The organism is Rickettsiella endosymbiont of Rhagonycha lignosa, assembly GCF_964031165.1.
Taxonomy (GTDB): Bacteria; Pseudomonadota; Gammaproteobacteria; order Diplorickettsiales; family Diplorickettsiaceae; genus Aquirickettsiella.
This window is the reverse complement of the sequence record NZ_OZ035011.1, coordinates 599,375-622,016: the sequence shown is the minus strand read 5'-3', so window position 1 is coordinate 622,016 and position 22,642 is coordinate 599,375. Positions and strand designations below refer to the sequence as shown.

General features: G+C 36.4%; 21 protein-coding genes. 11 read left to right on the top strand and 10 right to left on the bottom strand.

Annotated features, from left to right (window positions below):
* Positions 1 to 7 precede the first annotated feature (7 nt).
* The 5 genes from AAHI99_RS02855 to AAHI99_RS02835 all read right to left on the bottom strand — a co-directional run bounded on the left by AAHI99_RS02855 (position 8) and on the right by AAHI99_RS02835 (position 5,678).
* Positions 8 to 2,368 (bottom strand): TraM recognition domain-containing protein, encoded by a 2,361-nt coding sequence (locus AAHI99_RS02855; protein WP_342228167.1) that lies wholly within the window; start codon positions 2,366 to 2,368, stop codon positions 8 to 10.
* A gap of 8 nt (positions 2,369 to 2,376) precedes the next feature.
* Positions 2,377 to 3,504 carry a type IVB secretion system coupling complex protein DotM/IcmP gene (gene icmP / locus AAHI99_RS02850; protein WP_342228166.1) on the bottom strand — a complete coding sequence of 376 codons (1,128 nt, stop codon included), beginning with the start codon at positions 3,502 to 3,504 and terminating at the stop codon, positions 2,377 to 2,379.
* A 122-nt stretch (positions 3,505 to 3,626) separates the two neighbouring features.
* Positions 3,627 to 4,196 (bottom strand): Dot/Icm secretion system protein IcmQ, encoded by a 570-nt coding sequence (gene icmQ / locus AAHI99_RS02845; protein ID WP_342228165.1) that lies wholly within the window; start codon positions 4,194 to 4,196, stop codon positions 3,627 to 3,629.
* A gap of 24 nt (positions 4,197 to 4,220) precedes the next feature.
* Positions 4,221 to 4,424, bottom strand: a complete 204-nt coding sequence (locus AAHI99_RS02840; RefSeq protein WP_342228164.1) for a hypothetical protein — start codon at positions 4,422 to 4,424, stop codon at positions 4,221 to 4,223.
* Positions 4,425 to 4,496: 72 nt separating this feature from the next.
* Positions 4,497 to 5,678 carry a class I SAM-dependent methyltransferase gene (locus tag AAHI99_RS02835; RefSeq protein WP_342228163.1) on the bottom strand — a complete coding sequence of 394 codons (1,182 nt, stop codon included), beginning with the start codon at positions 5,676 to 5,678 and terminating at the stop codon, positions 4,497 to 4,499.
* A gap of 28 nt (positions 5,679 to 5,706) precedes the next feature.
* On the opposite strand from AAHI99_RS02835, the gene AAHI99_RS02830 reads away from it, so the two are divergent.
* Positions 5,707 to 6,465, top strand: coding sequence for a pteridine reductase (locus AAHI99_RS02830; RefSeq protein ID WP_342228162.1), 759 nt, complete (start codon positions 5,707 to 5,709; stop codon positions 6,463 to 6,465).
* Between the two features lie 155 nt (positions 6,466 to 6,620).
* Here the strand turns inward: AAHI99_RS02830 and AAHI99_RS02825 are convergent, their stop codons facing one another.
* Positions 6,621 to 7,337, bottom strand: coding sequence for a type 1 glutamine amidotransferase domain-containing protein (locus AAHI99_RS02825; RefSeq protein WP_342228161.1), 717 nt, complete (start codon positions 7,335 to 7,337; stop codon positions 6,621 to 6,623).
* Positions 7,338 to 7,623: 286 nt separating this feature from the next.
* The gene (locus tag AAHI99_RS02820) at positions 7,624 to 11,499 is read right to left on the bottom strand and encodes a hypothetical protein (protein ID WP_342228160.1); all 3,876 of its coding nucleotides are present in this window, start codon (positions 11,497 to 11,499) and stop codon (positions 7,624 to 7,626) included.
* 320 nt (positions 11,500 to 11,819) lie between these two features.
* On the opposite strand from AAHI99_RS02820, the gene AAHI99_RS02815 reads away from it, so the two are divergent.
* From AAHI99_RS02815 to AAHI99_RS02775, 9 genes are all read left to right on the top strand, one after another.
* Positions 11,820 to 12,359 (top strand): hypothetical protein, encoded by a 540-nt coding sequence (locus AAHI99_RS02815; RefSeq protein WP_342228159.1) that lies wholly within the window; start codon positions 11,820 to 11,822, stop codon positions 12,357 to 12,359.
* Positions 12,360 to 12,661: 302 nt separating this feature from the next.
* Complete coding sequence (locus AAHI99_RS02810) at positions 12,662 to 13,126, top strand: SUF system Fe-S cluster assembly regulator (protein ID WP_342228158.1); 465 nt, start codon at positions 12,662 to 12,664, stop codon at positions 13,124 to 13,126.
* Entirely contained in the window at positions 13,123 to 14,565 is a 1,443-nt protein-coding gene (sufB, locus tag AAHI99_RS02805; RefSeq protein WP_342228157.1) for a Fe-S cluster assembly protein SufB, read from the top strand. Before AAHI99_RS02810 ends, sufB begins: the two co-directional genes overlap by 4 nt.
* A 24-nt stretch (positions 14,566 to 14,589) precedes the next feature.
* The gene (gene sufC, locus AAHI99_RS02800; protein ID WP_342228156.1) at positions 14,590 to 15,354 is read left to right on the top strand and encodes a Fe-S cluster assembly ATPase SufC; all 765 of its coding nucleotides are present in this window, start codon (positions 14,590 to 14,592) and stop codon (positions 15,352 to 15,354) included.
* A complete protein-coding gene (gene sufD, locus AAHI99_RS02795) occupies positions 15,348 to 16,682 on the top strand; it encodes a Fe-S cluster assembly protein SufD (RefSeq protein WP_342228155.1) in 1,335 nt (444 codons plus the stop codon). Before sufC ends, sufD begins: the two co-directional genes overlap by 7 nt.
* Positions 16,669 to 17,916, top strand: coding sequence for a cysteine desulfurase (locus tag AAHI99_RS02790; RefSeq protein ID WP_342228154.1), 1,248 nt, complete (start codon positions 16,669 to 16,671; stop codon positions 17,914 to 17,916). Before sufD ends, AAHI99_RS02790 begins: the two co-directional genes overlap by 14 nt.
* A 4-nt stretch (positions 17,917 to 17,920) precedes the next feature.
* Positions 17,921 to 18,382 carry a Fe-S cluster assembly sulfur transfer protein SufU gene (gene sufU / locus AAHI99_RS02785; RefSeq protein ID WP_342228153.1) on the top strand — a complete coding sequence of 154 codons (462 nt, stop codon included), beginning with the start codon at positions 17,921 to 17,923 and terminating at the stop codon, positions 18,380 to 18,382.
* 11 nt (positions 18,383 to 18,393) lie between these two features.
* On the top strand, positions 18,394 to 18,738 hold the full coding sequence (locus AAHI99_RS02780; RefSeq protein ID WP_425288725.1) for an SUF system Fe-S cluster assembly protein: 345 nt from the start codon (positions 18,394 to 18,396) through the stop codon (positions 18,736 to 18,738).
* Between the two features lie 35 nt (positions 18,739 to 18,773).
* Entirely contained in the window at positions 18,774 to 19,088 is a 315-nt protein-coding gene (locus tag AAHI99_RS02775) for a Rieske (2Fe-2S) protein (protein ID WP_342228152.1), read from the top strand.
* A gap of 20 nt (positions 19,089 to 19,108) precedes the next feature.
* On the opposite strand, the gene AAHI99_RS02770 is transcribed toward AAHI99_RS02775, so the two are convergent.
* On the bottom strand, positions 19,109 to 19,870 hold the full coding sequence (locus AAHI99_RS02770; protein WP_342228151.1) for a hypothetical protein: 762 nt from the start codon (positions 19,868 to 19,870) through the stop codon (positions 19,109 to 19,111).
* 104 nt (positions 19,871 to 19,974) lie between these two features.
* Positions 19,975 to 20,544, bottom strand: coding sequence for a hypothetical protein (locus AAHI99_RS02765; RefSeq protein ID WP_342228150.1), 570 nt, complete (start codon positions 20,542 to 20,544; stop codon positions 19,975 to 19,977).
* 185 nt (positions 20,545 to 20,729) lie between these two features.
* Between AAHI99_RS02765 and AAHI99_RS02760 the strand changes: the two genes are divergently transcribed.
* Complete coding sequence (locus tag AAHI99_RS02760) at positions 20,730 to 21,617, top strand: methyltransferase domain-containing protein (RefSeq protein ID WP_342228149.1); 888 nt, start codon at positions 20,730 to 20,732, stop codon at positions 21,615 to 21,617.
* 143 nt (positions 21,618 to 21,760) lie between these two features.
* Here AAHI99_RS02760 and AAHI99_RS02755 read toward each other — a convergent pair whose 3' ends face one another.
* Positions 21,761 to 22,621, bottom strand: coding sequence for a DoxX family protein (locus AAHI99_RS02755; protein ID WP_342228148.1), 861 nt, complete (start codon positions 22,619 to 22,621; stop codon positions 21,761 to 21,763).
* Between the last annotated feature and the right edge of the window lie 21 nt (positions 22,622 to 22,642).

The window sequence follows — 22,642 nt, the reverse complement described above, 5'->3', positions numbered from 1 at the left end:
AACTCGTTTATGATTTTTCTTCACGCGCTGCTTGCGCCTGTTTAATAGCTGACAGCAATTTATTTACATCCTTTGCCACTTCTTCACCTGACAAGATATGATGCAAAGCAGGCGGATAATGTGTCGCAAGCGCCATATCCTGAACAATTTCCGTTGCGATACTATTGGCATGTTTTTCAAATTTACCCGATACTTTTTCTATCACTGCAACTTGCTTTTGTATTACAGAACGTTTTAGAAATGCTGCGTTAAATTGATCCGGATTATCCACCATCATCAGGCTCACTAATTGCGGTGTCGCAGTTAAAGGAGTGAATATATTCAGTTCATTTGCAGGTAATGATGCAGTTTCTTCTATAAGAGTTTCCTGTTCGCTACTATTCTCTGTAGGCTCATTTAAGGCCAATAAAGCGGACATCGCCGCCTGAATGGGGCTGAGATCAGCTTGCCCAGATAAAGTTTGTGACAACTTGGTAATAATGGCTGACTCATCGAGTTTTTTGAGTGAAAATTGTTCTTTCTCAGTCACTGAGCAAAAACTTTGCAGGCGTGATTGCAAATCTAACAAATAGCGATTAGTCGGCAGACCCACTTTCAAAAATTGATTCAGTCGCATGCGTACCACTGGCCGTGGGTTTGCATAAAATAATCGTGCTCGAATAATCTTAGATTTAAATAAAATGTGTGCTTCACCTTCTCGTTGTTCTTTTAAATCGAGCAAATCGATACGTGCGCGTTTTTCTGAAGAAGCACTGCGTGTATCCGCATAATTATTCATTACACTTTCTGCACGTGTTTGAAAAGCATCAACTTTAGTGACCCATGCTTCGCCGGCACTTTTGGAAAAGAAATCCCAAGTTTCTAATGGATCTTCCAATTTCATACAAAGTTTTATATTACAGTTTGCACCTATCGACGCCGCTTCTTCTTTAGAAGCTTTTTGAAAGGCGGGTAAATCTTGGCCTGCGAAAACAATGGAAAATCCTAAAGACCGTGCTTGCGCAGGAACCACTGCAAATCCAGGGACTGCGTAATAACCATACTCATCAAGTACACATAAATAAGGGGTTAAGGCATTGGTGGGCTTACGTTCAATAATATCGCGGTAATCTCCTTCCACTTCCTCACCTAAACCTGCGGCTAACATAGCTTTTAAGGAAGCAATAATTACTTTACCTAAATTAGATAACTCATCAGGTGATTTCTCAAAAGCCGGCAATAGTACTAAGAGGATACGTCGATTTAAAACCACATCTTTTAAATCCACTTCTGCCAAATTAGTTCGTAAAATATGACCGTAGGTATCAGCTAGGGATCCGAACACTCGGGTTAACTGCATGGTAATAAAACCATGCTGCTCTAATACTTGTGAGACTTGTTTTCCTTTTTTGGATTTATCATAGCCCGGTAAATTAATCAGATAATTAGTAATCGGCTCTAATACGACTTCGGGTATATCCATCAAGCTCAAAGGCTCTTGACCATCGCGCGGGAATATTTTATCGATAACAATATTTTCTACGCGTGTTAATTCAAAATAATTACGCACGACGTTAACATCTAATAAAATTCCGCCTTGATCGCGGATATAAACCAGCAATTTCATTAACGCTTCTACGAATACTATCGCTCTACCTTTCCACATATCCCCATCGGGAGTATTGCTACTACTATCCATTAAACTGACAACGAGCTGCGATAACATACTCGAAGAACCATTAGCAAAGGGATTCATCGTATTTGACAAGCGTTTTTCTTGCGGTCCGACAATATCACGCGCACCGGTCATGAAATTAACGACCAGAATATCGTCTTCACGCCCCATTGAACGGGCCATAGAGAAAACTTTAGCAAATAAACTGTTATCTCCTTTTCCATCCACATAAATAAACCCACTACCCTGTACCAATGCATTGAAAGCCAATGATATTAACGCTTCAGTTTTACCACTTCCGGTGGAACCAAAGATTAAACAGTGCGTACGCATGTCATCGTTGCTAAACCACAATTCCTCGCCACTGGATATTTCATTACCAAACAAACAAATACCGCGTGCTTTTTGTGGTTTATCACTTCCAGCTTTTAAATCATTGTGATCTAATTTATGCGAACGTTGCGGCATCCGAAACGGTAAACTGGTTTTACGTGTATAGGCATAAAGAAAAGATAGAATACCCAGTAAAAAAATAACGTCAGCAAGCGCCGGAATAAAAAATGCGCCCGAAGCAAAACCTACCAGTAAAATAGTCACTGCTGAAGGATTTTTGAAAAAATCAACAAAACGTTGCGATAGCGTACGCGTATCGCGTAATAACTTACGTGGATCTTGTTCGTGTTTTTGTTCTAAACCCCGTGCTATAGCTACCATACTAATTGTCAACCTTCTTCAGAATCAGGAATATAAAGTATGTCTTTAATCGCGGCTTCCAAGCCATTTACCGCTTCGTCTACCATAGGAACCATAAGCCTTCTACCCATCGCCTGCTCGACATTCCAATGCGCAAACGGACCACTTACCTCTGCAAAAGCGGTTTGACGGCCAACAGAATTTAACATAAACCACATTAATCTATCCGTCGGTTTAAGCCACAAAAAATCTGCAGTCGCTAAAACTCCTTCTTTTCTTGCTAATACCAACATCGATGCCATTACCGTTAAAACATAAGCATGACTATGCATCACGCGGTGTACTAATTTATTATTTTTATGTTTATCTAATAAGGCATCAACCCCAGAAAAATCCAACCGCCCGTTAACTGTCGATTCTGCGATTTGCAGCAATAGTTTCAATGCGCCATCACGATCGCGATTAGCCCTTGCAGCAAATACCGCAAATAATGCCTTAGTTGCCGGTTTTAAATAATGGATACCTTGCCAATATTCTCCAGACTGCATCACAAAAATGTGATGTGCAGCTTCTCTTTTTATACTCACCGTCCTTTGATTATGCTTTTTTGCAGTCATAGTCATCGAAGGGATGATTTTTTCTTCCTGTAATAATTGATATTTTTTGGCAAATTGCATCGGCGATAAAGCCATTGCCCAAGGACCTTTATCAATATCTTCTTTGACCAAATCCAACTTGATGACCGGTGAAATTTGTGGCCAATTTTTTCTTTCCGCTTCGGCAAGCGTCTCCATATTATAAAATCTTTTAAATTGTAAATTAATATGGCCAAAATAAATAATTAACGCCAATATCACCAGGATCACGATAATCGGATAACGTAAGTAATTGCCGACTTCGCGGCTGACATCTAGCAGCTGTGGAAAAGGTACGTCTGCAGGAATTAGACGATGAATACTTAAAGGAAGTTGCCACATGGAAGGCAAGGCAAATGAAATTAAACGCGACTCCCAGAATTTAATCTGTAATGTACAGGCAACAATTTGTGTATGAAAAAAAGCCCATAGCAACCATCCTAAAAGAAAGATACAGAGAACGATCCATAGTGGAGCAAGTGAATTATCTCCAGATTGCTGTTGTTGTGCGGGAGCAGCCATAATTGTTATTTATTTTTTATATTCTTCGCCCTTGAATTTTTACCTATGTTACCGCTTAATTGTATTCACGGCCCTTGCCAAAAATTTAATTGCTGTGAGTATATTTTTATATTTTTTTAAATTCAATTTTGTTTAACTAAAAAATTTCTAACCAATTTATATTGTCCCGTCGCATGCACTAAGCGAACAATATTCTTTAGCTGTATCGCCGCTTCACGCAAGCTAATTAACTTGCGCCCTTCGCGATCGGTACGAGCTAAATCCGTCGTATCCGATAAAATTGCATCGTTATGTATTTTAACTACAGCGTAGGCCTGATTTAAATTTCTATCGTTTAAACGTATTGCAGCTTGTACATCCGCTTCACTGTAGTAAATAGGCCGCCCCATAGTATAATTAACTAAAGATAGCAGCACTTCTTGCCATTTACTCATATTGCACCCTTGCGATTGATAAAGCGCAATATACACTTCGGTATTTTCACAATTATCCATTGCTAGCAAATCATTCGTAATTTGCTCATGGTGTTGGTCTAAACCGACTTTAATCACAAAATTATCACGTAACTCTTCGAGTTTTTTCTTAATCCCTTTCAAAAACAAATTGGCTTGCCACGGACCCGCCATTATCCCTTCATCCAATATTTTCTTTATTTCTAAAGCGACTTGAATTTCTTGCTCAGTCTGAAGCATAAATTTAAGCCCTTAATTCACTTATCAGCGACGATTATTTAAAAAAGGAGTTAGCCTAGATTCTGGATGCTTTATTTCAATCTGATGACGAATATCTTCCAAATTTATAAGTGCCTCTCGGAGTTCTTTACTTTGTTTAATATTCGATACTTCAATAGTAGTCTTAATAACGTTATCTAATCCTACTAAAAGATTTTCCTTTCCATCATTCAATGAAAAATTACTCACTTTAGTTACTCCTATTCACTTTATAATGAACTATTTGCAAATTATTTTTTAATAAAATTAATACAAACCAAACTATAAACGCATCCGTTTATCGTAGAATTTAAATCCATTTAATGGGAAAAACTCACAGTTTCGGGTCAAGCCCATCACTTTAATAAGCTCTCCCATTTCACTCGGTGATGTTAGTAAATGCACTTGTCGGTTGGCATCCATCGAGGATATCTCATCATAACATTTTTCTATTAAAGGTAACAAATCATTGTTAAGCAAAAACGCAGCTTGCGAGGTGAAGCCTGCCACTTTTAAACCTGATTGAAGTGCTGCTTGTGCCAAGCTGCTAAAATTCACCGAGGCCGTGATATCCTGTAAACCCACTAAACTTAAAGGATCGGCATGGGCACGATGTTGGTAATAACACAGGAGTGTACCGTTCACTCTATCGGGGTGATAATATTCTTGTGCTGGAAAACCATAGTCGATAATTAACACCAACCCCTGCTCTAAAGTACAACTAAGCTTTTCCACCCAATCTGGGAGTCGCCTACACATTTCTGATTGATAGTTTTTTATCTCTGGAAAATAATTTGCTTGCAACTGAGTTAATTGACTTATTAGCAAGTTATCCACTGGAGCTAAATGATAAACAAATCTATCGCTTTTATAAGCCACTCGCACCTCTTGAATACTCTCTTCAGTCCAAAAGAATTGATGTACAGGCAAAGCATCCACCACTTCATTAGCCAAAATTACCCCTTTAATAGGCAGCGCTGGCCATTCATCTAACCATTCTACTAACGAGAATAAATGAGGAATATGTTGTTGCAAACGTTCTTGCTGACGCTTTCTCAGTGTTCGACTAATTTCGAGAATCTTATACGTGCAAGGCAAGCTCTCTTCTTGCTCTAAGAACAACAATAAATCGATAGCTAATTGACCAGTACCTGCTCCTATTTCTAAAATATCTGCCTGACCTAAACTTGCCAAAATTTGTTGACACTGTCGACCGATACAGCGTGCAAACAAAGGGGAAATCTCAGGTGCGGTAGTGAAATCGCCCATTTTCCCAAATTTATCTAAAGCCGCTGTATAATATCCCAAATTTGGCTCGTATAATGCCAACTCCATAAATCGTGCGAAACTAATAGAGGCTAATGGCGCATGTCGTATTTCGTCGCTAATCAACTGACACAACATAGCACTTTGTGCTTGCAATGCATCCGTCGGAACAGGTAGACCTAGCGGTATTTTTATCATTGTTACTCTAACCATTTAAGGTAAAACCATGCCAGATGATTCTATAGTAAACAATAAGGTAGTGCTAATAACTGGAGCCGCAAAACGCGTCGGTGCAGCTATTGCCCAACATTGTCATCAACTAGGCATGCGCTTAGCAATACATTATCGAGAGTCTGCCCAACACGCTTCTACCTTATGTACAAATTTTAATCAACAACGCAAAAATTCGGCTATCGCATTAAAGGCTGACTTATGTGATACCGACAAACTGGAAGGCTTAATCGCAAAGGTGCTTGGCGAATGGGGCCAACTCGATGTTTTAATCAATAATGCTTCTAGCTTTTATCCAGTACCTTTAGCCAAGGTAACATCTAAAGAATGGGAAGAATTGATGACGAGCAATCTAAAAGCCCCGTTTTTTTTATCCCAGCTTGCTGCCCCTCATCTCAAACAGCAAAAAGGTTGTATTATCAATCTCGTCGATATTCAAGCACAACGTCCATTAAAGAATTATTCTGTCTATTGTATTGCTAAAGCCGGATTAGTGATGCTTACAAAGAGCTTAGCCAAAGAATTAGGGCCTGAGATTCGCGTCAATGCCATTGCCCCAGGTATTGTATTGTGGCCAGATGATGAAACTGAATTTAATGAAGCTTTACGTAAAAAAATCATCGACCGCAACGCCTTAAAGCGCGCCGGAACACCTCAAGACATTGCTAAGACAGCGGTTTTTTTAATTAACTACGCTGACTTTATCACGGGTCAAATTATCGCTGTCGATGGCGGCCGTTCGTTGGGATACTAATCCAAAAAAATTCTTAACCAGGTTTTATCGCGTTAAAGATCAGCTGCAGATTTACTATAACTTACTGCAAATATTCTTAATTTTTAATTAGATTCTTTAATTTGATTTAATGCTAACTCTTTGATTTTATTAATTCATGGATTTCATATGTAAAACTATCCAAGAGATTTTTTTAGTTGGTTGATAACTAACTCGGCAACGTGTGCTGCTGAAGCAGGATTTTGGCCAGTGATAAGCCTACCATCTTGAATGGCGAATGCTTCCCAAGCTTTAGAGGCTTTTTTATACAGACTGCCGCGAGTTATTAATTGATCCTCTGTTAAAAAAGGTACTTGCTTATCTAATTTTGCGAGCTTTTCTTCGCAATTAGAAAACCCTGTAATTTTTTTACCTTTTATTAAATGAGATCCATCAGGCAACTTAACATTTAACAAAGCGACTACACCATGACAAACTGCAGAAACAATACCTCCATTTTGATATATTTTTGAAGTAAATGTTTGTAATTCATGATTATCTGGAAAATCCCACATAACCCCATGACCGCCTGTAAAATAAATAACTTGATAGTTGTTTATATGGATTTGGTTAGGTTTTAATGTTGAGCCCAATCGATTCATAAAAATCTTATCTTGATACCACTCCCAATCAAGTACGGTTGCTTCTTCTAAACTGTGAGGATCAATGGCAGTATAACCCCCATCAGGGCTTATATAATCAACTTCGTAACCTTCATCTTGAATTTTTTTGACAAAATTTACCGCTTCACCTAGCCAAAGACCGGTTGCTCGCTTAAGCTGGGGATACTTTGCTATGCTTGTAACAACTATTAAGATCTTTTTTCTACTAGGATATTCATTTGCAGAACGCATACATTTTCCCTATTAAATTAATTTAGTATGATAAATTTTTAACGTAGAATTAAAGAAACAAAGAAAGTCTTAAGAGTAAAAATAGAAAAAAGTTCCGCTAGTGTCTTAATCTACTTGAAAGCAACAACGCTACGATGGTGATTTGTGAAGCACTTTAGGCTTCCTACTTAAAGTAGGCATGCACACCATGCATCAAGACTATCTCCAACCTTCTAGGATCAAACTTCAAGCGCAATCCAACGGAACTTTCATACTCAAGTCTAGTCTTTTATCCATATAATGCAAATTATGGGCCATTGCTCATTTTTTGTTCGACCACCTCAGTGGCTGGTTCCAGGGGTAGTTTATTTAAATCTCTAGCAAAAAATAAAGTCCTAGGTGAATCTGTCGCTGGTAAAACTCCATCTTTTAAGGATGATAAGGATGAATCATTTTTATTTGGAAAATCTATATCCTGATCCAAATTTTCTGATGCAAGATACTTTTCAAGGTTCTTTCGTTCCCAAGGAAGATTTTCACTGGCTGCTATTTTTTTCTGCTGTAAATTTATTACTCGGCTTAAATTATCATTGATAATTCCATCTAGACTTAAACAAGGCGCCGCTAGACTTGCTCTTATATCTATCAATTGAGCATTGCTTCCCAACTCTAAAATAGATTGAATATATCGATAAACAAACAAACCACAAGAAAAATTATCTTCTTGCTGATGATAGGTATGGTGCTTGGTGAACTTAAAACCCTTAAGATCTTTAAGGCAATTGAAATATGCAAAAGTAGAGCTTTTAGATTGGGAATTATATATAACTATTTCTTTGTTTACGCCATGGAGAGTAATCTCAACCAATACATAATGTTTTTTATTTTTTCCTAATTGAGAACGACACTGAGCCATGGGCATTAACAATGTCATATTTTCTTCTGGATTATTACTTAAAAAAGTGAGAATGACGTCATTAATAAAAGGAAGATTCCTACTTTCATCATCCTTTTTTGAATCTCGCGTTATTTGAAAAACAACAATTGGAAGATTATTCTTAGCAGAGTAAATTTTTTTATACGCAGTATCGATTGTATACTTTCCTAAGGTTTGAACAAAACCTTCTTCAATTTTATGTTTTTCAGAAACGAACCCTTCAATATAGGATAAAAGTAAATTTTCAACTAAGGTTGGATTTAATCGAAGTTTCTGTGGTGTCTGTTCAGCGTAAACAGGAATATCCTTGGAAGCAGCAGCTATTTCATAACCTACGATAGGATCTGGATCCGCCAAAAACACAAAATCATTTTCTTCATTAAATACTAAAATATTCTTTAAATAGTCTTCTATATCCGCTTCACTGATGTTCTTAGTAAGCCGCTCGCCTGTTTCTCGATCTTCGAAAAAGCATGGCGTGTCTACAATACGCGGTGCAATAAATGCAAGGGCTTGCGACAAATCTTCTTCATCGTATTCGTTGCCATCGTTCGTAGGAAAATTTTTAATATCCGCTAAAACACTAGGCTCCATAACCTTGGTATAAGCCTTATATTGTAGGACAGCTTTTTGCATAATCTCATCAAATGTAGGTAAATCATCTAGACTAGCTATCCATTTAAAGCAGTTTCGCAAACGACCCTCAATACATAATCCAGAAAACTGGCCAAAAAATTCTTGGGACTTTCCTGCTCTATGGGCAATATCAAAGCAAGCAATATATTCTCTAATCAACCTATGGATAAAATTCTGAAGTTCCTTGAGATTACCGCGCGGAATATTTTCGGTATGTAAAGCAACTGAATATTTTTTTTGATCCTTCACATATAGAAAATAATAAACGGAGTATTTTTCTTGAAAAAATTGTTCAATCGTATTCCGATCATTAAGCAAATGTTCCATAAATGCCAAAACAGCTTCGCCATCACTACAAACTTTTCTTAATTGATTGACTACTTGTTTAATCTGATTAATTTTTTCCTGATATTGCTCAGGTAAAATTACCGAGCACAACGAAGTACTTTCAGATTTGGACATACGCACACTTAATGTAGAAGTACTACACAATTTTTTTACTGCCCATGTACAAATTTGCTGGTATCGTGGATTCTGATCGACTTTATCTCTTTTAAAATCCTCGATAATAATCCATAAACTCTCTATTTCATCAGTATTTAATTCTAAATTAAGTTTTTCTAGATCAGCGATAGAAGGTGTTAATTCTCTAGTATGTTCAATTTGATCGGAAAGCTTTCTTATTTCTTGATAAAAATGAATATTACTGAGAATTTTACGCACAGCTTTATCTTTTTCTTGTTTCAAACTATGATCTAAACTTTCGAATATTTTTTTTAATATAATTAAGCTTAAAGGCTGATTTTTATACTTATTCATCTCATCAGTATTTTGGACCAACTCTTGTGTATTTCTATTTAAATAGTTAAAAATAATAGGGTTTTTTACCAGTTGTTCGATTTCTAGCGGGGAAAACCCATCTGCGTTAATTTGTGAGGTAATCCATTTAGAAAGTCTAATTTTAAAATTGCTTAGATAATTTTCATGAAGCTTCGAAATTTTCTGAGAATCAGCTAGATTTAAATGCAGCACTTTTTCTAACAAAGGATCCAAAAAATAATCCGGATACCAAAAGGGATAAGTGTCTACTTTTAAGAGCATATCTTCCATATCTAAATAGGATTTATTTAACAAAAAACGTAATGTCCATTGCGCGAGTTCCTTAGAAAAGCCCTGCTCAAGAATAAAAAAGTATTCTTTAAACAACTCTTTCCTTAGTTCCTCAATCAAACCAGGTTCGATTTGATTGAATAGCAAAGTTGAGTAATAAGCGGATTTATTTGCGTATTGATAATCAAAAATTATAGCCGCAAAAATTGGAGAATTAGTAAATATTTGGCCTTTATCCCAAATGTTTATCCCTTTTTCAAGTAAAAGCGTAACCATCGCAGGAATTTCCTTTTGGATGGCAATAGCCAGAGGAGAAACATACGCTCCTTTTGCAGCTTGAGGACGAAAATTTATGTTAATTCCTTTACTCAAAAGAAAGGCTAACATCGCTTCGTTTTTATTAAACGCTGCTAAAGCTAGCATGTTATAGGCATGCATCGGTTCATCTGCACTTTTCGAACTGGTATAATAAAAATTAATACTGATATTTTCTTTTAAAATTAACTCAGCTATCTGCGTATCTCCTCCTTTAACCGTCTCTCGAAAAATAGTAAATATTCGGTTTGAAAAATTAAATTCTTTAGCGACTTTCTGTTGATAGGTTTGATATAAACTCAAAAAAGTTTCCCAATTTTTTTCGAAATTAGAAAAATCAGCTTTTCTTGCAAAAATAAGCAGATTTTTTTCATAACTTTCCAGGAGTGGTTTGAGTCGGGCCGTATAAAAAAAAGTATTTAACTCTTGTAACTTTAATTCTTCTAGCGTGTCTTTCAGGTAAGGACTATCGAGTAAAGTGTTAATTTCATCAGAAGTGTGGTCAGCATTGATTACGCTGATCAAATAACTAAGCAAGTCCTTATTATTATATTCTTGAAAAAATTTAACTTGGCTTTCTGATAACTCTTGTCGATTCAATAGGAAATCGGTAATTTGCAATAATAATGCTCGCTGGTAACGTTTTTCTTCAGGAAAAGTAGACGCTTCAACGGTTAAATCAAGATATTTTTTATTCGCGAAATAAACAAGTAACTTTTCTGCCAAAGCTTTATCTATCCCTTCTAATGTTGGGATATGCAGCTCTTTAAAAGTGGTAATTATACTTGGTAATTCGGATTCTGAGATCGACGCAAAACTGAGATCGAGCAATAGGGGATCTTTTCGATGCAGATCATAAGTCATACCAATGAAAAACAGAGAATCCTGAGCGTTATCATTAATTGCTTCTGGATATAAACCAGCCACAAGGCTTTCCATACCAATTAATTTAGCTTCGAAAAAAAGTGTAATGAGTTGTTGATTCCCTGTTTCTACTGCATTTTTGAACAAAGCAATAATATAGGGATAATTAGAGAGCTTGAAAAGACCATAAACCGATCCCATTTCAATACTTATAGCAAAATCAGTTTTTAAACGCCTCCATTCTTCCATTACATCCAGTTGTATCGCAATGCTTGCGTTACTTAACAATTCTTTCTGTAACTCTTGGAGCGCTTTAGTCATAAAAACCCCCTATTTTTTTATTATTTTAAGATCTTTATATTAAGAAATTATTAAAGGTAGTTTTAAAAATTAAAAACTGTCCTTGTGACCTTAATAAATGCTTAAGTTTTAAATGTTAATTTAATCTAGATTTATTTAAGGAATACTTATGCCGATACTTACCACTGAAAAAATTTCTAGAGAAGAACTTACGAAAATCATTAACTTTGGAAGAAAAAACAAGTTAATTACACAAAAACAAGCAACTGATTTAACAAATTCCGTATATATGTATCAAGAACAAGCAACTGATTTAACAAATTCCGTATATATATACTGATATGTTGCTACGCCAGAAAAATTTAACAGATGTAATACTTTTACATGATAATGAATTACACCAATTAATAATGATTCAAGAACAAAGACTTCAACAATGGATTACAATAGGGATTACTTATAAAGAAGTCCTTTTTTTCCCAAGATTGCTGCCAATTATATCTACTATATTTTTGGGCTTTGCTGCTGTTGCTGTTGCTTTTGCTGCTGTTTCTGCAACTCTAGTTATAATTTCGACTCTTTTGTTCCTTAGTTATTTTGCTTCTTGCTTCATTTCCGGTTTTTATTATGGTCTAGCCTCGTTACCTTGCTGTTCTACATTAGATGAAACTTTAGCAATACTTAAAAAATTCGATGTGAGTGCTCATCATTCTATTCCAATACCTAAAACCCTTACCGACAAAGATTTTTCTAAGAATTATTCTGAGTCTAAAAAAACACAGTATTCTCCTTCACTTTTTCTAATTGCATCTACTTCTACTACACCGCAAGATTTTGATAGCGTTATAAAGTCAGAAAACACACTGCAGTACAAAAATTAACTGATTCAGTCGATTCAGCACCCAATAATAAATAAATTTTATTATTGGGTGCAACTCTCAAACGTAGCAATAAGCACACGAATTAATAAAACGCCGCCCGACTCACAATCACTCCTTACTTATTCGAAGTATCATAGGCTTTCATCCTGTTATTTCACCCATTCCTTTATATAAAAGTTGTTCGCATATTAAAATTTTTTTCTTAATTTTTCTTAATTAGTAGAGAGAAGCTTGTTTTTGGCAAAGAATAGGACTAAAATGGTCCCATTTCAGACGGGTATAATAAAAACTTACTTCTTATTATGTTAAGGCTCAGCAAACTAACCGATTATGCCGTGGTCATCATGGCGTATTTATCGCAACATCCTGGACTTGCCATCAATGCGAAAAGCATTGCCGAGCATACCGGTATCTCTTTGCCGACGACCAGTAAACTACTGAAACGTTTGAGCCATGAAGGCCTTTTGCAAGCTAATCGGGGTGTTAAAGGCGGCTATCAACTCGCTTATCCGGCGACAGATATTTCACTAGGAACGGTAATTCAAACGCTAGAGGGTCAAATAGCACTCACTGAATGTAGTCATACCACACTAGGCTGTAGCTTAGAAAAACAGTGTACGATACGTGATAACTGGCGTAGGATTAGCGCCTTTATTCAAGCGACTTTAATGCATATTAGTTTGGCAGACCTCATTCAACCCGTTAGGCTCAGCCCATTAGAAACGATAAAAATTCCACTTCATTTGCTGCCAGAGAACAATCCATGACCCAAGCTGCTTTAAACAAATTATTACAACAAGATTATCAACATGGCTTTGTCAGTGATATCGACGCAGACACACTGCCCTGCGGATTGAATGAAGAGGTTATCCGGCATATTTCTGCTAAAAAAAATGAACCGGAATTTTTATTGGCTTGGCGTTTAAAAGCCTACCGCCATTGGTTAAGCTTATCCGAACCGCACTGGGCGGATTATATGCATTATCCGGCTATCGACTACCAAGCAATTAGCTATTATTCGGCGCCAAAAATAAAAAAACAACTGAATAGTTTAGATGAAGTCGATCCGGAATTGTTGCGCACTTATAATAAGTTAGGTATTTCACTGCAAGAACAAGAACGTTTATCCAATGTTGCCGTCGATGCTGTCTTTGATAGTATTTCTGTCGCTACCACGTTTAAAGAAAAATTGCGTGGTATGGGTATCTTATTTTGTTCCTTTTCCGAAGCGGTACAAGAATATCCAGAACTCATCAAAAAATATTTAGGCACTGTCGTTCCCTATACCGATAATTTTTATGCCTGTTTAAATGCTGCAGTGTTTACCGATGGATCTTTTTGCTATATACCGCCGGGTACACGCTGCCCCATGGAATTGTCCACCTATTTTCGGATTAATGCCGCAAATACGGGCCAATTTGAACGGACTTTAATCATTGCGGATGAAGGCAGTTATGTAAGTTACTTAGAAGGATGTACTGCTCCACAACGTGATGAAAATCAATTACACGCCGCTGTGGTCGAGCTCATCGCCTTAGATCATGCTCAGATAAAATATTCAACAGTGCAAAATTGGTATCCTGGCGACAAAGATGGCAAAGGTGGAATTTACAATTTTGTTACTAAACGCGGCCACTGTCGTGGTGTACATTCAAAGATCTCTTGGACACAAGTCGAAACCGGTTCGGCCATTACTTGGAAATATCCGAGTGTTATTCTGCAAGGCGATGCTTCTGTCGGCGAATTTTATTCTGTTGCGCTAACCAATCATAAACAACAAGCCGATACCGGAACTAAGATGATACATATTGGTAAAAACACTAAAAGTACGATTTTGTCGAAAGGGATAAGTGCTGGCCACGGTCAAAACAGCTATCGTGGTTTAGTCAAAATAGCAGAAACCGCAGACAATGCGCGCAATTATACGCAATGTGATTCACTCTTGATTGGTAGTGACTGCAAAGCACATACCTTCCCTAGCATCGAAGTTAAAAATCAAACGGCTCAGATAGAACATGAAGCCTCTGCTTCTAAAATTAGTGAAGATCAACTTTTTTATTGTTTACAACGCGGTCTCGATAGCGAAGAAGCCCTTTCATTGATCGTGAATGGTTTCTGCAAAGCGGTATTTAAAGAATTACCTATGGAATTTGCCGTCGAAGCACAAAAATTACTCGGTCTTAGTTTAGAAGGGTCCATTGGTTAATTACTCACTTAAAGAAAGAAAAATATGTTAACTATTAAAAATTTACACGCAGAAGTCGATAATAAAAAAATATTACGTGGGATTAACCTACAGGTAAAACCCGGCGAAATACACGCGATCATGGGTCCTAATGGTTCGGGTAAAAGTACCTTAGCCAATGTTTTAGCCGGACGCGGCAACTACCTACTCACGCAAGGCGAAATTGACTATTTAGGTGGAGATTTAACCCAGTTAACACCTGAACTACGAGCACGTGCCGGAATATTTTTAGCGTTTCAATATCCCGTCGAAATCCCTGGGGTAAGCAATGTTTATTTACTGAAAGCTTCGTTAAATGCTATCCGCAAAGCACGTGGTGAAACAGAACTTGATGCCATGGATTTTTTAAAACTCATTAAGGAAAAGCTAAAGTTTGTCGAAATGGATCAAGATTTTTTGTACCGATCAGTCAATACAGGTTTTTCTGGTGGTGAGAAAAAGCGTAATGAAATTTTACAAATGGCACTTTTAGAACCTAAATTAGCAATTTTAGATGAAACAGATTCTGGTTTAGATATTGATGCTTTAAAAATAATTGCCGAGGGTGTGAATAACCTGCGTTCACCGCAACGCGCTATGGTGCTCATTACACACTATCAACGTTTACTCGATTATATTAAACCAGACCATGTACATATACTGGCCGGTGGAAAAATTATTCGTTCCGGTAATTTTTCTTTAGCGCAAACCTTAGAAAAAGACGGTTATAGCGCTATTTTAGAAGAAGAATCCTTAGGTGAAACATGTTAACAAATAAAAAAAATGTTGACCTTAACGCCGTAGCGCATTATTGCCAGGAATACCAACGCGTTGAAAAAAAATTAATCGGTCAAAGACAAAAAAAACTGAACCGATTACGCTTGGATGCCTTAGAGCAATTTTCTGCACACGGTTTTCCTAGTAAAAAACACGCCGATTGGAAATACACCTCTTTAACGGCATTATGTCAAACTCCTTATTCTTTAAGTATGTCTCCGCCAAGCGATGATGCAGCAACAACCCTGTTGAGTCCATTGAACGGTGATTATCGCTTAGTATTTGTAAATGGTTTTTTTGCCGCACACTTATCTACCATTCCGATGTTAACTGATAACAGCATAATATCGAATTTAGGCACGATGCTGAATCAATACCCTGAACAATTAAATACGACTTGGAAGCCTAAAGAAACCGTAGCAGAAAATTGTTTTACACATTTAAATACTGCCTTTATGCAAGAGGGTGTTTATATTTATTTAGCGGCTAACACGCGTTTGTGCTCTCCAATAGAAATTTTGTTTATTAATACAGATGAAATATCCCAGCACTTTATCCCATTGCGTAACATCATTATTGCCGAAGAGAATAGCCAGGCAACTATTATCGAAAAATATATCGATATGACGCGAGAAAATAATGCTAATTATTTTACGAATACCGTTACTGAATGCCATTTAGCGGCAAATAGCCATATTGAACATTACAAAGCCATCACCGAGAGTAAACAAGCACAGCATGTTGGTAGTCTTTATGTTACACAACAACAACAGAGCCAATTTTCTGCTTACTCCTTGGCTTTAAGCGGCGCTTTAATTCGTAGTGATGTCACTGTTAAATTATTAGCGCCCGATGCACATTGCCAATTAAAAGGGCTCTATTACGCTGTAGGTCAGCAACAAGTCGATCACACTACGCAGATCGATCATGTCAGCCCGCATACTCGCAGTGAAGAATTTTACAAAGGTATTATTGATGATCGCGCACGTGCTGCATTTAATGGCAAAGTGATTGTTCGTGAACAAGCGATTAAATCTAAAGCTCAGCAACTGAATAAAAATTTATTATTATCACCGCTTGCCGAAGTGAATAGTAAACCACAGTTAGAAATATTTACTGATGATATCCAATGTACGCATGGAGCTAGCATTGGCCAACTCGATAACGATGCCTTATTTTATTTGCGTACACGTGGATTAAGTGTAACCGCAGCGACCGAATTACTCGTTAAAGCCTTTATTCAAGACATCATTGAACAAATGCCGCTATTTAGTGATGTTACTTCACCCAGTTTAATTAAAAAAACTTATGCAAGCATTTGATGAAAAAAAAATAAGAACTGACTTTCCTATTTTACAACAAAAAATAAAAGGCAAACCTTTAGTTTACCTTGATAATGCAGCAAGCACGCAAAAGCCCCGTTCTGTTATCGAACGTTTAGATTATTTTTATCGTTATGAAAATAGTAATGTGCATCGCGGCATCCATACCTTAAGTGAATTAGCCACTGAAGAATTTGAACTAAGCCGCGAAAAGATTCAGCAGTTTATTCATGCGAAATCGTTTGCAGAAATTATTTTTGTACGCGGCACCACTGAAGCCATTAATTTAGTTGCACAGACCTATGGTCTAAGCCAGATCAAAGCGGGCGATGAAATTATTATTTCGCATATGGAACATCATGCCAATATCGTCCCTTGGCAAATTTTATGTGCACAAACCGGCGCCAAACTGAAAGTCATCCCAATTAATGATGCAGGTGAGTTGCTACTGGAAGAATACCAACGTTTACTCAACCAAAAAACTAAACTCGTCGCTATCTGCCATATTTCCAATACGCTAGGGACTATTAATCCGATTAAACAAATTATTGATAATGCTCATGCGAATAGTCCAAATACCAAAGTATTAGTCGACGGCGCGCAAGCAGTCGCTCATCAAAAAGTTGATGTACAAGCTTTAGATTGTGATTTTTATGTGTTTTCCGGTCATAAATTATTTGCTCCGACAGGAATAGGTGTTTTATATGGCAAACAGGAATTATTAGCTGCCATGCCTCCTTATCAAGGTGGTGGTAGTATGATTACCGAAGTGAGTCTAGAAAAAAGCTATTACCGTGAGCCGCCGTATAAATTTGAAGCCGGCACGCCACACATTGCGGGAGCTATTGGTCTAGGAGCTGCAATTGACTATCTTAATCAATTAGATTTTGATGCAATACAGCTTCATGAACAGCAATTACTCGACTATGCCAGCCAAAATTTACAAACGATTCAAGGTTTACACTTAATTGGTACTGCCAAAGAAAAAGCGGCTATTTTGAATTTTACGGTCAGCGATTCACGTGGCATACGTATCCATGGGCATGATATCAGTGACGTATTAAATGCTGAAGTCGGTGTTGCAGTGCGCGCCGGCCAACATTGCACCATGCCATTAATGCAACGCTTTAATGTCGATTCTACTGTGCGCGCTTCTTTAGCGTTTTATAATAATAAAGCAGATATTGATGCTTTAATCGACGGTTTACACACTTTAAAACAATTGTTTAAATAAGACGATGTCAGATTTACGCGAACTCTACCAAGAAATGATCCTAGACCATGGACGCAATCCTCGCCATCATCACACAATGCCGTTGGCGAATCGCTCTGCAAATGGTTTTAACCAGTTCTGTGGTGATCGCTTAACCGTATATCTTAAAATAGAACAGGAAAAGATTACGGCCATTAGCTTTGAAGGTTCAGGTTGCGCCATTTCTATGGCATCTGCTTCCTTAATGTCAGAAATATTAACGGGTAAAACACTTAACCAAGCCGAAGCCTTATTTGCTAGTTTTCACCAATTATTAACCAGTGAAGCCACCACACCCGAACAATTATATGATCTGGAAAAATTAGCGGTATTTGCTGGGGTTAAAGCCTATCCAGCGCGCGTAAAATGCGCAACTTTGGCCTGGCATACCTTACAAGCTGCTTTAAAACAAAACAATGAATTAGTTGTTTCTACCGAACATCAATAATCGACATACCTATGATGACATTGACCCCCTATCCATTGACCGAAGACGCATTAATCATTTTAAAAAATGCTATTATTGAAGCACTCAAGGGGATCTATGACCCAGAAATTCCAGTCAATATTTATGATTTAGGACTTATTTATAATATTTTTATTGATCCACAAGGATTGGTAAAGATTGAAATGACTTTAACTTCGCCGGGTTGTCCGGTCGCACAAACTTTTCCTGGCATAGTGGAAAATGCGATCAATAATGTGGCGGGTGTCAGTGAAACACAAGTGGAATTAGTGTGGGATCCACCTTGGAGCACTGAAAATATGTCCGAAGCCGCTAAATTACAATTAGGTATGCTATAAAAGTCTTTCTAGAATGCTATACAAAAGGAGGAAAAATGACCAATTGGGTTGATGTAATCGATGCTGCCAGTTTTCCCGTGGGTACTTATCAAGTATTTGACTGGAATGGTTTATCCTTATTGGTTTTCAATCTAAATGGCGAATTTTATGCCATAAAAAATCTCTGCACACACGAAGATCAATCACTCGAAGGCGGCGAGATAGAAGGAGAAGAAATTATTTGTCCTTGGCATGGCGCTGGTTTTTGTATTAAAACAGGCGCAGCAACCCGTCCCCCCGCTTTTACTGGTGTTAAAACCTTCCCTACTCGATTAATCGATGGCAAAATCCAAGTCGGCATAGATGTTTAAGTTTCTAATTTACATTCGCCTTAAATACAGTTCTTGATCGCCTGAGTTTTTAATTCTGGGATGGAATTATCTCTTTCTGCCTTACCATTAAAAAATAACTGTTTAGCGTGATTGGTTACTAAAGAAGTATCCTGATTAAATTTAGGCTTTTTTAATATTTTTATTTTTTCTTTTATATCTTCCAATCGCGATTTATTTTCTGATTTCTCTTTTTCAAGTAATTGAATTTCTGCGTTAATACATTCTTTTATTTGAAAATCTTCCCAAGAAGATTTACTGGGGTTCTTAAAGAATTCCTCAGAAACTCTATTTAACGCATCAATAGCCAATTCTAAGTTTTGAATAACTGGACGGGTTTCTTTTTCTTGCACTCTTAATTCTAACAAGCGGTTTTCGAAAAGTTCAGGTTCTAAATATATTTCTTTAGTTGAGAGCGCCTCTATTTTAACTTCTTTTGATAATTTCAAGTAACCGCAGTAATGTATTTTTCGATTAATTATTTTAATCTCACCCTCAATATCGTTTTTAGTAAAAGGGTCATTCTTATCAGTATCTATTTTTTTCATTGCATCTCTTGCCGCTACAAAAATCAGTAAGAAGGCTTTCAGATCGTCAAGTTCAGTTACAATTTTAGCAATTTGCGCTTTTAATTTTAAAATTTTTTCAGCAACTAGAGTTGTCTCAGCAATTTTTGAGCTTTCTTGTTCGAAATTAGGAAGAGATTGTGCTAACTGTTCACTATCTGTTTGGATTGGATACTCAACATGCTCTACTTTTTTCATTTATTATTCCTTTAATAAACGCGCATGATAAATTTCTTGTTATTTTCTGTCAATTAGAAAACATTTCGCTTTAAATGGATTAAAGAGCACATCTTTTCATCTATTTAGATTTTTAATTGGCTAAGTCCTTTTGCTGATTGTTCACTAGGAAATGAAGTTCCAGGCTCAGAAATCTCTTCGGAATCTTTTGAAATTGCATCAAAAAAATCAAGTAAATTGGTTGAGAAAAGTCTTGAGAGATTACTATTACTCAATTTATCTCTTTTTTGAATTTCTTCTTTTTGTTTTTTTTCTGCGTCGGCAATAGTTTCTGAAATATTCGATAGATCCAATTTAGTTATATCTATCCCATTTAATATTTCTTTTGACAATGGTATTTTTTTTAAAAAAATGCGAGCACAATTCCCTGAGATATAAGGAGTTTCTTTCTTAGAAATGGGTACATATAATTTGTCGTACTCTTTTCCACTAAAACAATAAGTTGTTGAACCACCATCCCTTAAAATTTCCCTACTATCTATGGTAACTTTTTCCCAATCGGTGGGATCTTGCTTCATCCAAAACTCTTTATTCGATTCAGTGAAGAAAAAAAATGCGTCATTTTTATTGTTAATGTTCGCTTTAAATAAATGAATTGGTTTATATTTTTTAGTATTTTCTGGTGATTTTAGCATTTTATTTACCTTTGTTAATATAATTTCTTTATTATATAAAAGCTTAACATATATTCAAAAATATCGACATTAACTTTCAGGTCAAAAATTTATTCCATTTATAATATAGAGCTATAAATAAATTTATCTTTACAAATTTTTTAATTTATTTATAATTTTCGTCTTTATTTTAAAGGGATTTTAACATGATTAAAAAAGACTGGGATCCCGCCAAGTATACTCAATGTTCAGATTTCCAATATAATGCTGCGATAAAATTTTTAGAGACTTGTTCTTTTAAAAGCGGTGCTTCTATTCTGGATATTGGATGTGGTAATGGAAAAACAACCCATTACATTGCATCGCAGCTTACTTCTGGACAAGTCATTGGGATCGATAAGTCCGCTGACATGATAAAATTTGCAACAGCACATTTTAAGCGAGATAACTTACATTTTCAGGTTACGGATGTTGAACGATTAAATTATACAGCTAAATATGATGCTGCAGTTAGTTTTTTTTGTATCCCCTGGGTTACTAATAAAGCATTAGCATTTCAAAATATTGCAAAAATACTAAAAAATAAAGGTGATTTATATATACTTGCCGCTATTTATGAAAAAAGCCAGGCGGAACTAATAACTCGCTTGACACAAAAGCCACATTGGCAAAAATACTTTGAAAATTATCAATCTCCTTTTAGCTATTTAAATGATACAAACTATGAAGATTATGCGCGTAATGCTGGAATTCACGTTAATTCAATGGAAAAAATAAATATTCAACATGCGTTTAAAAACAGAGCTGAATTTCATTTTTTTTATTTAACACTTGTTCCGCAAATTTCTCACCTTCGTGAAGAAAATCAAAAAAATGCTTTCGCTGATGAACTTTTAGAGGATTATTTTAAAGCTAAAGGGAAGCAAGAATATAGTCTCACCATTGAAGCCATTAAATTTAGTGGAAGGAAATTGACTTGTTCCATGAATTTACACTATTCACACTCTAAATTAGCTTTTTTTCCAACGCCTGAAACTAATGAAGAAAATGAACAGGATAATGACGTAAGCTTTCTTAGACTCAAGGGAGGTTGAATTTCATATTGTTTAATTTTTAAACAAGCTTTACGACATCAGTCATATTAACGTGTTCAAAAGCTTTTACACATATTTTTACACAGCTTTATCACAGAAACTGTGAATTGCTCGTTTGGTTTTCTTTCTAATTTACGTGTTCATTAAAAGCTAATTTTTTTATCTGAAACTTTCTTATCCGATTCCATGACTCCCATTAATCTTTTTAGCCAAATGGGTAAATTAAAATTCCTATCTAAAACACCATCGATAGAAAACTCATCTGCACCTAATACAACATAACTCAGAATGAAAACACTCCACATAACTGGATATTCCCAGCCACCACCGGGTAACGCCCAGATAAAGCCCTTTAAAAAGTGATGCCCGATAATTGTTGCCACAATTAAATATAAGGATGTGCCTAGCGCACCAACGCGGGTTAACAAACCTAATCCTAATGAGATGACGCCCGCTAATTCGCATAAGCCTGAAAATCTGACGAAAAAACTAGGATCGACAACATTTAAGTGTGCAAAAGCGCTTACATCCGCTCGAAAAGGGATGCGTCCGGCAAATAATTTTTCAGCACAATGCGCAATGAGATCAAACCCTACGTATATTCGAAAAAAACTAAGATGCCATTCATAAGCAGACATATTAAACATTTCTTGAGGCTTACCCTGCAAGATAATAGGTCGTTGTTTAACATCATGATAAGCAATATAAATAAATAAAATCACTAAACACAGCAGACTAATAATGACAGGGATCATAGGAATAAAACATTTATGTAAACCTAAAATCCGTAACACAGCTAAAACACTAAACGTTGCAAACAAAAAAGGAGCGCATAAGTAACGATACATCATACACAACGCTATAATGCCGAATAAACTCAACATAACAATAAAAAAAATCGGATTAGCAGGAACTCCATGCACAGTAAAAGCAAGTATGATTGAACTTAAAAAAATGCCAATAATGGCAACTCCAACCAACGCTGAATAGTATTGCTTGTGCATAGTCGCTCCAGAAATTAAATT

Coding starts and splice junctions, on each gene's coding strand:
- AAHI99_RS02770 (WP_342228151.1), bottom strand. CDS start 19,870: ATGAAAAAAGTAGAGCATGTTGAGTATCCAATCCAAACAGATAGTGAA.
- AAHI99_RS02760 (WP_342228149.1), top strand. CDS start 20,730: ATGATTAAAAAAGACTGGGATCCCGCCAAGTATACTCAATGTTCAGAT.
- sufC (WP_342228156.1), top strand. CDS start 14,590: ATGTTAACTATTAAAAATTTACACGCAGAAGTCGATAATAAAAAAATA.
- AAHI99_RS02810 (WP_342228158.1), top strand. CDS start 12,662: ATGTTAAGGCTCAGCAAACTAACCGATTATGCCGTGGTCATCATGGCG.
- AAHI99_RS02855 (WP_342228167.1), bottom strand. CDS start 2,368: ATGGTAGCTATAGCACGGGGTTTAGAACAAAAACACGAACAAGATCCA.
- sufU (WP_342228153.1), top strand. CDS start 17,921: ATGTCAGATTTACGCGAACTCTACCAAGAAATGATCCTAGACCATGGA.
- AAHI99_RS02790 (WP_342228154.1), top strand. CDS start 16,669: ATGCAAGCATTTGATGAAAAAAAAATAAGAACTGACTTTCCTATTTTA.
- sufD (WP_342228155.1), top strand. CDS start 15,348: ATGTTAACAAATAAAAAAAATGTTGACCTTAACGCCGTAGCGCATTAT.
- AAHI99_RS02815 (WP_342228159.1), top strand. CDS start 11,820: ATGTTGCTACGCCAGAAAAATTTAACAGATGTAATACTTTTACATGAT.
- AAHI99_RS02820 (WP_342228160.1), bottom strand. CDS start 11,499: ATGACTAAAGCGCTCCAAGAGTTACAGAAAGAATTGTTAAGTAACGCA.
- AAHI99_RS02835 (WP_342228163.1), bottom strand. CDS start 5,678: ATGATAAAAATACCGCTAGGTCTACCTGTTCCGACGGATGCATTGCAA.
- AAHI99_RS02765 (WP_342228150.1), bottom strand. CDS start 20,544: ATGCTAAAATCACCAGAAAATACTAAAAAATATAAACCAATTCATTTA.
- AAHI99_RS02755 (WP_342228148.1), bottom strand. CDS start 22,621: ATGCACAAGCAATACTATTCAGCGTTGGTTGGAGTTGCCATTATTGGC.
- icmQ (WP_342228165.1), bottom strand. CDS start 4,196: ATGCTTCAGACTGAGCAAGAAATTCAAGTCGCTTTAGAAATAAAGAAA.
- AAHI99_RS02830 (WP_342228162.1), top strand. CDS start 5,707: ATGCCAGATGATTCTATAGTAAACAATAAGGTAGTGCTAATAACTGGA.
- AAHI99_RS02780 (WP_425288725.1), top strand. CDS start 18,394: ATGATGACATTGACCCCCTATCCATTGACCGAAGACGCATTAATCATT.
- icmP (WP_342228166.1), bottom strand. CDS start 3,504: ATGGCTGCTCCCGCACAACAACAGCAATCTGGAGATAATTCACTTGCT.
- AAHI99_RS02825 (WP_342228161.1), bottom strand. CDS start 7,337: ATGCGTTCTGCAAATGAATATCCTAGTAGAAAAAAGATCTTAATAGTT.
- sufB (WP_342228157.1), top strand. CDS start 13,123: ATGACCCAAGCTGCTTTAAACAAATTATTACAACAAGATTATCAACAT.
- AAHI99_RS02775 (WP_342228152.1), top strand. CDS start 18,774: ATGACCAATTGGGTTGATGTAATCGATGCTGCCAGTTTTCCCGTGGGT.